The sequence below is a fragment of the Actinomadura sp. B10D3 genome, from assembly GCF_039871695.1.
GTDB lineage: Bacteria > Actinomycetota > Actinomycetes > Streptosporangiales > Streptosporangiaceae > Spirillospora > Spirillospora madurae.
On sequence record NZ_JBDPLY010000043.1, the window covers coordinates 11,767 to 24,719 of the forward strand.

At 72.2% G+C, this 12,953-nt stretch carries 9 protein-coding genes; 5 read left to right on the forward strand and 4 right to left on the reverse strand.

Annotated features, from left to right (window positions below):
- Window positions 1-37: 37 nt before the first annotated feature.
- The gene (locus ABGB11_RS39220; RefSeq protein ID WP_347640587.1) at window positions 38-4,669 is read right to left on the reverse strand and encodes an ATP-dependent helicase; all 4,632 of its coding nucleotides are present in this window, start codon (window positions 4,667-4,669) and stop codon (window positions 38-40) included.
- Window positions 4,670-4,785: 116 nt separating this feature from the next.
- Here ABGB11_RS39220 and ABGB11_RS39225 point away from each other — a divergent pair, with 116 nt between their 5' ends.
- Together ABGB11_RS39225 and ABGB11_RS39230 are read left to right on the forward strand one after the other, a co-directional pair.
- The gene (locus ABGB11_RS39225) at window positions 4,786-6,057 is read left to right on the forward strand and encodes an alpha/beta hydrolase (protein WP_347640588.1); all 1,272 of its coding nucleotides are present in this window, start codon (window positions 4,786-4,788) and stop codon (window positions 6,055-6,057) included.
- A 9-nt stretch (window positions 6,058-6,066) separates the two neighbouring features.
- Complete coding sequence (locus ABGB11_RS39230) at window positions 6,067-6,261, forward strand: DUF3046 domain-containing protein (protein ID WP_347640589.1); 195 nt, start codon at window positions 6,067-6,069, stop codon at window positions 6,259-6,261.
- Window positions 6,262-6,270: 9 nt separating this feature from the next.
- Here ABGB11_RS39230 and ABGB11_RS39235 read toward each other — a convergent pair whose 3' ends face one another.
- The 3 genes from ABGB11_RS39235 to ABGB11_RS39245 all read right to left on the reverse strand — a co-directional run bounded on the left by ABGB11_RS39235 (window position 6,271) and on the right by ABGB11_RS39245 (window position 8,790).
- On the reverse strand, window positions 6,271-7,428 hold the full coding sequence (locus tag ABGB11_RS39235) for a glutathionylspermidine synthase family protein (protein WP_347640590.1): 1,158 nt from the start codon (window positions 7,426-7,428) through the stop codon (window positions 6,271-6,273).
- 3 nt (window positions 7,429-7,431) lie between these two features.
- A complete protein-coding gene (locus ABGB11_RS39240) occupies window positions 7,432-7,746 on the reverse strand; it encodes a hypothetical protein (RefSeq protein ID WP_347640591.1) in 315 nt (104 codons plus the stop codon).
- 177 nt (window positions 7,747-7,923) lie between these two features.
- A complete protein-coding gene (locus tag ABGB11_RS39245) occupies window positions 7,924-8,790 on the reverse strand; it encodes an ATP-grasp domain-containing protein (protein WP_347640592.1) in 867 nt (288 codons plus the stop codon).
- A gap of 242 nt (window positions 8,791-9,032) precedes the next feature.
- On the opposite strand from ABGB11_RS39245, the gene recA reads away from it, so the two are divergent.
- The 3 genes from recA (at window position 9,033) to rny (ending at window position 12,914) form a co-directional block, all read left to right on the forward strand.
- On the forward strand, window positions 9,033-10,145 hold the full coding sequence (gene recA, locus ABGB11_RS39250; protein WP_347640595.1) for a recombinase RecA: 1,113 nt from the start codon (window positions 9,033-9,035) through the stop codon (window positions 10,143-10,145).
- A 204-nt stretch (window positions 10,146-10,349) separates the two neighbouring features.
- Window positions 10,350-10,898 carry a recombination regulator RecX gene (gene recX, locus ABGB11_RS39255; protein ID WP_347640596.1) on the forward strand — a complete coding sequence of 183 codons (549 nt, stop codon included), beginning with the start codon at window positions 10,350-10,352 and terminating at the stop codon, window positions 10,896-10,898.
- A 444-nt stretch (window positions 10,899-11,342) separates the two neighbouring features.
- Window positions 11,343-12,914, forward strand: a complete 1,572-nt coding sequence (rny, locus tag ABGB11_RS39260) for a ribonuclease Y (protein ID WP_347640597.1) — start codon at window positions 11,343-11,345, stop codon at window positions 12,912-12,914.
- Window positions 12,915-12,953: the final 39 nt, after the last annotated feature.

A 12,953-nucleotide genomic window follows, 5' to 3' on the forward strand; every position in this document is an offset into this window, starting at 1 on the left:
CCGTGGCCGTGACGGTCGCGCTCCGCGCCCCGCGCGGTCAGGAGCGCAGCCGCAGGCCCCTGGGCGTCGGATGGAAGCCGGCCGACTCCAGCGCCGCGGCCAGCGGGGAGCCGGTGATCGCCGCGCCGTCGGCGCGTTCGACGGTGAGCTTGCCGAGCGCCCCCTCGCGGACCGCGAGCGCCAGCGCGTCGACCGACGGCTGCAGCACGTCCGGGTCGTCGTCCCAGGTCAGCAGCGTCCGGCCGCCGCGCTCGACGTAGAGGACGAGGCGGCCCTCGACCAGCACGACCAGCGCGCCGGCCTTGCGGCCCGGCTTGTGGCCGCTGGCGACCTCGTCGTCCCGCTCCGGCCACGGCAGGGCCGCGCCGTAGGGGCTGGCGGGGTCGGCCGCGGCCAGGACGAGGGCGCGGACCCGCGGCTCGCGCGGCGCCGCCTCCCACAGCGCGGAGATGTCGTCCGGGGCCGCCGGCGCGGCCGGGCGGAGCGCGCGGAGCCGGTCGACCGCCCCCGGGAGCGCGAACTGGGCCGCGCCGAGGCCCTCGACGAAGTAGCCGCGCCGGCACCGGCCGGACTCCTCGAACGCCCGCAGCACCGGGTACACGGCGGAGAACCCGCCCGGGGTGCGCTCGGCCGCCACCGCGCCGCGGATGACGATGCCGTACCGCTCCAGGAGCGCCTCGGCCAGCGCGTGCGACCGCAGGGTGGCGGTGCCCTCCCGCTCCGGGAGCGGCCACCAGCGCCCCGCTACGGTGGGCGGGCCCGTCCGGGACGGCAGGACGGGACGCCCCCGGCGCGTCGTCCGCGACCGGTGCGTCGGACGGCCCGACCCGAGCGCGGCCCGCAGCGGGGCCATCGTGTCGTTGGTGAGGTGCCCGGCCCAGACGAGGTCCCACACGGCGGTGACCAGGTCGGCGTCGTTCGCGGTGGCCTGGCGGTTCACCCGGTCGGACAACGTCCGGAAGAACAGCGCGCCGCCGTCGCCGAGCGCGTCCAGAACCGCCTGGTGGACGGGCGTGAGCGTGATCTCCGCGGGCTCGGGCATCAGCAGCGGCGCGGTGTCGGCCAGGTACAGCGCCACCCAGCCGTCGCCGCCGGGCAGCCCGCCCTGGCCGGCCCAGACGACCTCGCCCGCGGACGTCAGCTCGTCCAGCATGGCCGGGGTGTAGCCGGGCACCCGCGACGGCAGGACCAGCGATTCCAGCGCGGACGCGGGAACCGCCGCGCCCTGGAGCTGCTCGATCGCCTGGACGAGCGCGTCGATGCCGCGCAACCGGGATCCGCCCGAGATGCCGTGCCAGACCGGCAGGAAACGGCCGAGTGCCTCCGGCGGAGACGGCTCGACCTCGGCGCGCAGCCGCGCCAGGGAGCGCCGCCGGAGCGTCCGGAGCACGCCGGTGTCGCACCATTCGGTCGTCAGCGGCCCCGCCACGGTCTCGACCGGCAGGAACTCGCCTTCGACGACCCGGCCGTCACCCGCGAGCCGCCGCAGCGTCTCGACGACCACCGCGACGCCCAGCCCGAACCGCGCGGCCGGCTCGCCCGCCCGGAAGGGCCCGTGGGTGCGCGCGTACCGGGAGACCAGGTCGCCGAGCGGATCGTCGACCGGTTCGAGGAACGCCTCCGGGACGCCCACGGGCAGCGGCGCGCCGAGCGCGTCCCGCAGCCGCCCGGCGTCCTCGATCGCGGCCCACCGCTCCTCGCCGGCCACCCGCACCCGGATCGCCCGCCGCGTCGCCTCCAGCTCCGCCACCCACCGCGCCACCTGCACGGCCACCCCGTCCGGCACGGGAGCGTCGTCTGCCCCGGCGTCCGCCCCGGCTTCGGGCCCGGCCTCGGCGGGAAGGGTGCGGCGGGCGATCTCCTCGGTGGTGAGGGGGCCGAGGGCGCGGAGGAGGTCGGCGACGCCCTCCATGTCACGGGCGCGCCGGTCGGCGGCGAGGCGCTGCAGCTCGCGCTCGGTCTCGGCGACCGCGTCGGGGTCGAGCAGCTCGCGGAGATCGGCCTGGCCGAGCAGCTCCGCCAGCAGCGCCGAGTCGAGCGCGAGGGCCTGCGCGCGGCGCTCGGCCAGCGGCGAGTCGCCCTCGTACATGAACGCGCCGACGTAGTGGAACAGCAGGGAGCGGGCGTAGGGGGACGGCTCGGACGTCTCCACCTCGACCATGCGGACCTTGCGTCCCGACAGGTCGCGCATCAGCTGCACCAGGCCGGGGACGTCGAACACGTCCTGCAGGCACTCGCGCATCGTCTCCAGCACGATCGGGAAGGACGGGTACTTGCTCGCGACGGCCAGCAGCTGCGCGGCGCGCTGGCGCTGCTGCCAGAGCGGCATGCGCTTGTCGGGGCGGCGGCGGGGGAGGAGCAGCGAGCGCGCGGCGCACTCGCGGAACCGTGCCGCGAACAGCGCCGAACCGCCGAGCTCGTCCACGACGACGCGTTCGATGTCGTCGGCGTCGAAGGCGACGAGGTCGAGGCCGGGCGGCTCGTCCATGTCGGGGATGCGGATGACGATGCCGTCGTCCGCGTGCATGGCCTGCGCGTCGAGGCCGTACCGCTCGCGGAGGCGGCCGGCTATGGCGAGCGCCCACGGCGCGTGCACGCGCGCTCCGAGCGGCGAGTGCACGACCAGGCGCCAGTCGCCGAGCTCGTCGCGGAACCGCTCGACGACCATCGTGCGGTCGTCCGGGACGTGGCCGGTGGCCTCCCGCTGCTCGTGCAGGTAGGAGACGAGGTTCGCGGAGGCCCAGGCGTCCAGGCCGGCCGCGGTGACGCGTTCCTGGGCCCGCTCCTGTGGCAGGCCCGCCAGCTCGCGGGTGAACGAGCCGAGCGCGCGGCCCAGCTCGGCGGGACGGCCGAGGGTGTCGCCGTGCCAGAACGGCAGCTTGCCGGGCTGGCCGGGGGCGGGCGAGACGAGCACCCGGTCGGGCGTGATGTCTTCTATGCGCCATGAACTGGCGCCGAGGACGAACACGTCGCCCACCCGCGACTCGTAGACCATCTCCTCGTCGAGCTCGCCCACGCGCGAGGCCTTCTCCCCGACGAGGAAGACGCCGAACAGGCCCCGGTCGGGGATCGTCCCGCCGCTGGTCACGGCGAGCCGCTGCGCGCCCGGGCGGTCGCGCAGGACGCCGGTCACGCGGTCCCAGACGAGGCGGGGGCGCAGCTCGCCGAACTCGTCGCTGGGGTAGCGCCCGGCGAGCATGTCGAGGGACGCCTCCAGCGCCGACCGGGGGAGCGTGGCGTAGGGGGCCGCGCGCTTGACGAGGGATTCGAGGTCGTCGACCGTCCACTCGTCCATGGAGACCATCGCGACGATCTGCTGGGAGAGGACGTCCAGGGGGTTGCGCGGGTACCGCAGCTCCTCGATCTCGCCGCCGCGCATGCGTTCGGCCACGACCGTCGTCTGGATGAGGTCGCCGCGGTACTTGGGGAAGATGACGCCCTTCGACACGGCGCCGACCTGGTGACCGGCGCGTCCCACCCGCTGGAGGCCGTTGGCGACGGACGGTGGCGACTCCACTTGGACGACCAGATCGACCGCGCCCATGTCAATGCCCAGTTCCAGGCTGGACGTCGCCACGACCGCGGGGAGACGGCCCTCCTTCAGAGCGTTCTCGATGCCGGCCCGTTCCTCCTTGGACACCGAGCCGTGGTGGGCTCGGGCGACTTCCAGAGGCGCCCCTCTGGCCGCGCCCGCCTGGGCCATCATCGCCGCAGGGGACTGGTCTTCGGGCAGAGGTTCGCCCGTGGCGCGCTCGTAGGCGAGTTCGTTCAGCCGCCCGCACAGCCTCTCCGCCAGCCGCCTGGAGTTGGCGAAGACGAGCGTCGAGCGGTGGGCCTGGATGAGGTCGAGCAGGCGGTCTTCGACGTGGGGCCAGATGCTGCGCTGGCGGGGGTCGGCCGCCCCCGAGTCGTCCACGAACTGCCCGACCTCGCCCATGTCCTCCACCGGGACGACGATGTCGAGGTCGAAGATTTTGTCGGACCGGGGCTGGACGACCGCGGCCGGCTTCGTGCCGCCCAGGAACGCCGCGACCTCGTCCGTGGGACGCACGGTCGCCGACAGGCCGATCCGCTGGGCCGGACGTTCGAGGAGCGCGTCCAGCCGTTCGAGGGACAGCGCCAGATGCGCGCCGCGCTTGGTGCCCGCGACGGCGTGCACCTCGTCCACGATGACGGTCTCCACCCCGCGCAGCGACTCGCGCGCCCGCGAGGTGAGGATCAGGAACAACGACTCCGGCGTCGTGATCAGGATGTCCGGTGGCTTGACGGCCAGCCTGCGGCGCTCGTCGGCCGGGGTGTCGCCCGACCGCATCCCCACCGTGACGTCCGGCTCGGGCAGGCCGAGCCGGCGCGCCGCGTGGCGGATGCCCGCCAGCGGGGCGCGCAGGTTGCGCTCCACGTCGACGGCGAGGGCCTTCAGCGGCGACACGTACAGGACGCGGCAGCGGCGCAGCGGGTCGTCGGGGACGGCCTCGGTGGCGAGCCGGTCGAGCGACCACAGGAACGCCGCGAGGGTCTTGCCGGACCCGGTCGGGGCGACGACCAGGGTGTCGTCGCCGCCGGCGATCGACTCCCACGCCCCCGCCTGGGCGGGGGTGGGCGCGGCGAACGCCCCGGTGAACCAGGCGCGGGTCGCCGGCGAGAAGCGTTCGAGCACGTCACCGCCCATGGCGCCATAGTGCCTCGCGGGTCCGACAAAACGCGTCGGCGTGGCGCGCGTCACATTGTAAGCAAGCACTTGTAAGGGCATGGTCTACGAGACGACCCCCGCCGAGGAGCCCCCCGATGCCCTACCTCCTGCTCGCCCTCGGAGCCCTGTTCGCCCTGGTGGCCGCCAACGCCTACTTCCCCCGGCGCAGCGCGGTCCTTGTCGCCCCGAGCTTCTTCTGGGCCTGGCTGACCATCGAGATGGCGCCGCACGTGCTCGCCACCTGGGCGACGGCCACCGCGCTCGCGGTCGCGTTCGGCGGGCTGGACGGCTGGGCGGGCTGGACGGGGCTCGCACTGGCGATCCTCGCGATGGCGGGCGTCGCCGCGACCCTCGCCGCGTCGCGCCGCACCGTCGTCACGCTGCGGGACAGCGGCGCGCCCCTCGACCTGGACCCCGAAGGCGGGCCCCGCTACCCGGTCTCGCATCTGATCGTGCCTCAGCTGGTCCTGATCCCGCGCAGGGGCGTGCAGGTCGAACGCAACGTCGTGTACCGGGAGGACGGCCGGCTGCGCCTGAAGCTGGACGTCTTCCGTTCCGCCGGGCACGGGGACGAGCCGCGTCCCGGGCTCATGCAGATCCACGGCGGCGCCTGGGTGATCGGGGACAAGCGCGAGCAGGGGCTGCCGCTGCTCAACCACATGGCGCTCCAGGGATGGGTCGGCTTCAACGTCAACTACCGGCTCAGTCCGCGTGCCACGTGGCCAGAGCACCTGATCGACCTCAAGCACTTCGTCGCCTGGTACAAGGAGCACGCCGAGAAGTACGGCGCCGACCCCGATTTCCTCTGCGTGACCGGTGGCTCGGCCGGCGGGCACCTCGCGGCGATGGTGGCGCTGAGCGCCAACGTGCCCGAGTTCCAGCCGGGTTTCGAAGACGCTGATACGAGCGTCCAGGGAGCCGTCCCCTTCTACGGCGTGTACGACCTCGTCGAGGCCGGGCCATGGCCGCGTCCCATGGGCGCCACCTACCTGATGGAGCGGATGGTCATCAAGAAGCCGTTCGCGGAGAACCAGGAGGCGTACGCGAAGGCGTCACCTGTCACGTACATCCGCGAGGACGCGCCGCCCTTCTTCGTCATCCACGGAAGCCGCGACTCCCTCATCCCCGTGGCGGAGGCACGCCGGTTCGTGGAACGGCTACGAGACGTCTCGGCGGCGCCCGTCATCTACGCCGAGATGAAGGGCGCTCAGCACGCGTTCGACGTCTTCCCGTCCTACCGCACGGCCCGCGTCATCGAAGGGGTCGAGCGCTACCTGACGGGCCTTCATCGCCAGTACCGCCAGGGGAGCGAGCCCGCCGTCCCCGGCGAGGTCGCGCGGTCCTTGGAGGAACCCTCCGTCGGATAGCGTGGGCGTGTGCGGCTCACAGTTTTCTGGGATCGGATGAACCAGCAGTTCGGCGAGCACTACGCCGAGAGCGTGGCCAAGGACTACGTCATGGCCGAGTTGGGCGGCCGCACCATCGAGCAGGCACTCGCCGACGGCGAGTCCGCCAAGAAGGTCTGGCAGGCCGTCGTCGCCACCTTCGACGTCCCCTCGACGCTCCAGTGACGGGCTCCGCTACAGCGGGATCCGATGCGGGACGAACGATGACGTGTCATCGGTGATGAGCCCGGCCGTCTCCCTGATGCCGATCCCCGCCGACCCGTCCGCGACCACCCACGCTCCCAGTACCGGGCGCTGACCGTCGAACTCGGGCAGCGCGCAGAACTCCTGGAAGACGAAGCCCTCGGCCCCGTAATCGCCCTGGGTTCGCTGCTCACTGCCGTCCGGGGTGACGATGCGCATGCTGGCGCCCTCACGTCCGAGCAGTGGCTTCTGGACGTAGGAGGTCAGGTTCGACGGCGTGTTCAGGTACGTGGGCAGCAGATTCGGGTGCCCCGGGAACAGCTCCCAGAGCAGGACGAGGAGCGCCTTGTTCGACAGCACCATCTTCCAGATCGGCTCGATCCACGACGTGGACGTGCCCGGGATGTTGCGGCCGAACGGCTCCGCGACGATCCACTCCCAGGGGTAGAGCTTGCACAGCGTCCGGATCTCGCGCTCGTCCAGATCCACGAACCGTCCGCCCGCGGCGTCCCACCCGATGTCCTCCATGGCGATCGCCACGCCCGGCAGGCCCGCCTCCTCGGCGGTCTCCTGCATGTAGGCGATCGTCATGACCTCCTCGCCGGTCTCGTCACCGGTCGTCCAGGCGAAGTGGGCCGGTCCGCCGTCCACCGTGGGGACGATCTCCTTCCATCGGGCCACGAGCCGCTCGTGGATGGAGTTCCACTGGTCGTCCTCCGGATGGGTGTCCTGCAGCCAGTACCACTGCACGACGGCGCTCTCCACCAGGGCCGTCGGCGTATCGGCGTTGTACTCCAGGAGCTTGGCCTGCCCGTCGCCGTCGTAGCGAAGGTCGAACCGCCCGTACAGGTGCGGGTCGCCGCGTCGCCATGACTCCTCGATCAGCGGCGCCACCCAGTCCGGGATGCCGAGAGCGTGGTAACGGCCGGTGGACACGACGTGCTCCACCACGTCCAGGCACATCCGGTGCAGTTCGTTGACGACGCCCTCGAGGGCCAGGACCTCGTCCATCTCGAAGACGTAGTGCACGGACTCGTCCCAGTACGGGCGCGTCAGGTGCTCGGGGTGCGCGGTGCGGTGGAAGGCCAGGCCGTGCGCCTCGACCTTCTCCGCCCAGCCGTCGCGCGGCGTCGAACGGACTCTGCGCACCGGTCAGCCCCCGCCGCCCCGGCCGCCGCCGCCGAACCCGCCCCGGCTCAGCGTCCGGCCGCCGCTGGACTTGATCTTCCCGTCGGGCCGGACGCTGCTGCCGCCCGACACGAAACCGGAGTTGCTCTTGCCGCCGTAGTACCAGTAGTACCGGCCGTAAGCGGGCGAGGGATCGTCGATGTCACCGGAGTCGCAGTAGCTGTCCGGGACGACCTTGTAACCGCTCTTCCCCTTGGCCGGGGCGTTGCGGTCCACGCATCTCGCCGTGGTCGAACCGGAACCGCAGGCGACGAGGGTCAGCGAAAGGGCGCTCACCATCCCCACCTTCACGGCGCGGGAGCTGAGCCGCCGAGTGGGCTCCTGTGGGGGCAACAGAACACGTCCTTCTCACACGTGGCGGGCAACCGGGCGGTCAGGGACCGTCAAGCATTAGACGACGAAAGTCCCCATCCGGTTCATGGCTAACGAAGGCGCCATTCCGGCGCGGAGCCGCCGTCAGTCGGGGACGGGGAGATGCGCGTAGAGGTCCATCGCGTCCACGGACGACGGCAGATCGCTCACCTGGCCGTCGCCGACCTCCACGACGCGCCAGACGCCGTCCGCGCGGCGCGCCAGGTCGGTGGTGATGAACCTGCACCCCAAAGCGCGGACGGCCGGAGCCACGGCGTCCAGATCGGGATCGAGGTCCAAGCCAGGACTGTCCGGGTGCGGGCCCACCAGCGCGGGCTCACCGTCCACCCACCACACGCGCGCCTCGCCCTCGTCGTACTCCTCGAACTCGCGCACGACGAGTCCGCCCGCCAGATGGTCGTCCCGCAGCGCGACCATCTTCGCCGCGACGTCGTGCAGCCGCGAGAGGTTCTTCACGTCCGGGACGTAGCACGCCTCCTCCCACTCGTGCTTGCAGGACTTCACGTAGTCCTTCACCACGGCGGGGCCGCCGCGCAGCGGCTTGACCAGCTCGCCCAGCTCGTTCAGGTCGCCGGGATCCTGGCCGGTTCCGAGCGGGCGCCACACGCTGTGCGGCGTGAGCCCGGCGAACGTGTCGTGCCATCCCGGCAGCTCGTGCGCGCGCCGGTAGTCGTCCGGGTGCGTCAGCAGGATCGTGCCGCGCTGCTTCAGGGCGGCGGCCATCGCGCTGTACTCCTCCGCCGACACCATCCAGCCGCGGTACCAGACGGGACCCAGGTTGGCGGGCACCGCCTCGACGGCGTCGTCGGCGTCGCCGCGCCGCAGCGCGTCGTGGTCGACCAGGACGATCTCGCCGTAGTGGTCCCGCACGGCCGCGGCCTCGCGGGCGAAATGGGGGTCAACGCGCCGGGGATGGATCGGATCGACGCAGAAGAGGACGGTCAGCGTCATGATTGGAACCCTCCGTCGACGCCGCCAGCGTACGGGGTCCGGACCGGGAAGCGCACGGAGATTCCCTGCCGAATCAGCGGACCGGACGATGATCGAACGGATGTTCGGTAAGCTGGTCGCGGCCGGCGGCCTTATCCACAATTCGCGCCGGACTCGAAAAGTGTCGGTGGCCCGCCGTAACGTCGCCCTCGACATCGCATCAGCGGCCGAGAGCCGACATCACGACCGAGAAGGACATCTCAATGGCAGCGAACGACCGGGAGAAGGCTCTCGAGACCGCACTCGCCCAGATCGAGCGCCAGTTCGGCAAGGGATCGGTCATGCGGATGGGCGAGGAGGCGCGGGCGCCCGTCGAGGTGATCCCCACCGGCGCCATCTCCCTCGACATCGCGCTCGGCATCGGCGGCCTGCCCCGCGGCCGCGTCGTCGAGGTGTACGGCCCCGAGGGCTCCGGCAAGACCTCCATCGCGCTGCACGCGGTGGCGAGCGTGCAGAAGGCGGGCGGCATCGCCGCCTTCGTCGACGCCGAGCACGCGCTCGACCCCGAGTACGCGGCCAAGCTCGGCGTCGACATCGACGCCCTGCTGGTCTCCCAGCCCGACACCGGCGAGCAGGCCCTGGAGATCACCGACATGCTGATCCGCTCCGGCGCGATCGACATCGTCGTCATCGACTCCGTCGCCGCGCTCGTCCCGCGCGCCGAGATCGAGGGCGAGATGGGCGACAGCCACGTCGGCCTCCAGGCCCGCCTCATGTCGCAGGCCCTGCGCAAGCTCACCGGCGCGATCAACCAGACCAAGACCACCGCCATCTTCATCAACCAGCTCCGCGAGAAGGTCGGCGTCATGTTCGGCTCCCCGGAGACCACCACCGGCGGCCGGGCGCTGAAGTTCTACGCCTCCGTCCGCCTCGACGTCCGCCGGATCGAGACCCTCAAGGACGGCACCGAGGCCGTCGGCAACCGCGTCCGCGTCAAGGTCGTCAAGAACAAGATGGCCCCGCCGTTCCGCGTCGCCGACTTCGACCTGCTCTACGGCCAGGGCATCAGCCGCGAGGGCGGCCTGATCGACCTCGGCGTGGAGCACGGCTTCGTCCGCAAGTCCGGCGCCTGGTACACCTACGACGGCGACCAGCTCGGCCAGGGCAAGGAGAACGCCCGCAACTTCCTCAAGGCCAACCCCGACATGGCCGACGGCATCGAGAAGAAGATCAAGGAGAAGCTCGGCATCGGCCCGAAGGTCGACAAGGAGGCCGAGCCCGCCGCCGCGCCGGACGCCGCCCCCGAAGCCCCGGCGGCGGCCCCCGCCAAGCCCGCCGGACGCAAGACGGCCAAGGCCAAGCCGGGGGATTCCTGACCAGGAATCCCCCGATACGGGTGACTCTTGACGAAGAGTGAGCGATGATCTCGTATGCAGGGCGGCGGCGCCTTACCCGGCATCGCACGACCGGTGCACGGACCTTCCCCGATGGCGCCGCCGCTCCCACGCGCCGCCCGCATGACCGCGGCGCACCACGAGACCGCACCCCACCACCCCGACCTGGGGTATAGGAGAGGGTAGATGAGCGGTTCGCGTGGGCGTCGTGGTGAGGATGCGCCGGCCGATCCTGAGGCGAAGGCCCGGGAGGTGTGCCTGCGTCTGCTGTCCGCGTCTCCGCGGACGCGGGCGCAGTTGGCGGACGCGCTGCGTCGCAGGGACATCCCCGACGACGTCGCCGAGCGGGTCCTCGGCAGGTTCACCGACGTCGGGCTGATCGACGACCAGGCGTTCGCGCAGGCCTGGGTGCAGTCCCGGCACACCGGCCGCGGGCTGGCGAGGCGCGCCCTCGCCGCCGAGCTCCGCCGCCGCGGGGTGGCGGACGACACCGTCAACGACGCCGTCGAGTCCCTCGACCCCGCCCGGGAAGAGGAGACCGCCCGCGCCCTCGTCGCCCGCAGGCTCCCGGCCACCCGCGGCGCGGACCCCGCCAAGCGCATGCGCCGCCTGGTGGGCATGCTCGCCCGCAAGGGCTACCCGCCCGGCCTCTCCTACCGGGTGGTCAAGGAGGCCCTCGCGGAAGAAGGCGCTGACCTCGATTCCGTCCCTGCCCCTGCAGAGCCCCTCGACTGAACCACCCGCCCCAAGGCGGCACGCTTGGTGGTGGGCGGGGCGACACGCCGGGGTGGTTGCTCGGGGGTGATGAGGGGGTGACTTTGACGGGGGGGCGGGTGTGCAGGTCACATGGGGTGTGGATGGTCAGGGGGAGTGGTAAGGAAGGACTCACGCAGACGTTCGGTTAGTCCGGAATGCCCAACGTTTGCTTGCTCATTACCTCTATGCCGCTTACCGTTACGGCAGTGAGGAGTTACTCCGCGTCTCGCGGATTGCCATACGACCGAGCACGTTCCAGCAGCTGAGAGGCGTACAGGGCAGGATCGTCGACCGGACACGGCCGGGTCGCCGGGGGCGCGCGCCACGCGCGGTCCCGCGATGTCGTGCATCCGCGCGCGAGTAAATCCTCGCTAGGCAGGGCCCCGCAACCGGACGGGCCCGCGGCGAGGAAGGATCTGCCTCATGGAGAGCGTCCTGCTGGGTGCAGCGCTGCTGGTGACCCTGGTCGCTCTCGTGATCGTCATCCTGCGGCGCCCCGGCCTGCCCGGCAAGGCGGCCGCGGAGAGCGCGCTGGCGCGCGGCGAGGCCGAGGAGATCAGGGCGCAGGCCCGGCGGGACGCCGAGGAGCTCCTGGAGAAGGCCGGCCGCGAGGCGCAGCAGGTCGCCGTCTCGGCGCGGGCGGAGCTCGACGAGGAGGGCCGGGCCCTCCGGGACGACCTGCGGACCATCCGGGAGGATCTGGAGCGCCGCGAGGCGCGCCTCGCGGAGCGGGAGCAGCGGCTGGACGGCGAGCTGCGCCGGCTGGAGGAGTGGCAGGGGCGGCTCGCCGAGACCAGGAAGGCCCTGGAGGCCCGCAAGGAGGAGCTCGACGGCGTCGCCGAGGAGCGGCGCAAGGTGCTGGAGCGGGCGGCCGGCCTCACCGCCGAGCAGGCCAGGCGCGAGCTGGTCACGGCGATCGAGAACCAGGCCAAGCGGGAGTCCATCCCGATCGTCCGGGAGATCGAGAACAGCGCGCGGGCGGAGGGCGAGAAGCGCGCCCGCAAGATCGTGACGCTGGCGATCCAGCGGGTAGCGAGCGAGCAGACGGCCGAGTCGGTCGTATCGGTGCTGCACCTGCCGAGCGACGAGATGAAGGGCCGCATCATCGGGCGCGAAGGCCGCAACATCCGGGCGTTCGAGACCACCACCGGCGTCAACCTGATCATCGACGACACGCCCGAGGCGGTCCTGCTGAGCTGCTTCGACCCGGTGCGGCGGGAGGTCGGGCGGCTGACCCTGGAGAAGCTCGTCCTGGACGGCCGGATCCACCCGCAGCGCATCGAGGAGATCTACGAGCGCAGCCGGAGCGACGTGGAGCAGCTGTGCGTCCGGGCCGGCGAGGACGCCCTGGTCGAGGTCGGCATCGCCGACATGCATCCCGAGCTGATCGCGCTGCTCGGGCAGTTGCGGTACCGGACGTCCTACGGGCAGAACGTGCTGAAGCACCTGATCGAGTCCGCGCACATCGCGGGCGTCATGGCGAGCGAGCTGCGGCTGCCGGTGGAGGTCGCCAAGCGGTGCACCCTCCTGCACGACATCGGCAAGGCGCTCACCCACGAGGTGGAGGGCAGCCACGCGCTGATCGGCGCCGAGATCGCCCGCCGGTACGGCGAGCACGAGGACGTCGTCCACGCGATCGAGGCGCACCACAACGAGGTCGAGGTCCGGACGGTGGAGGCCGTCCTCACCCAGGCCGCGGACGCGGTGAGCGGCAGCCGGCCCGGCGCGCGCAGGGAGTCCCTGGAGGCCTACGTCAAGCGGCTGGAACGGCTGGAGGAGATCGCCCGCGCCAAGCACGACGGCGTGGAGAAGGTCTTCGCGATGCAGGCCGGCCGGGAGATCCGCGTCATGGTCAAGCCCGACGCGGTCGACGACATCCAGGCGCAGGTGATCGCCCGCGACATCGCCAAGCAGGTCGAGGACGAGCTGACCTACCCGGGCCAGATCCGCGTCACCGTCGTCCGCGAGTCGCGGGCGATCGAGTTCGCCCGCTGACCCGCGCCCGTTCGCGATCGGGCCTGGTCCCCGCCACCC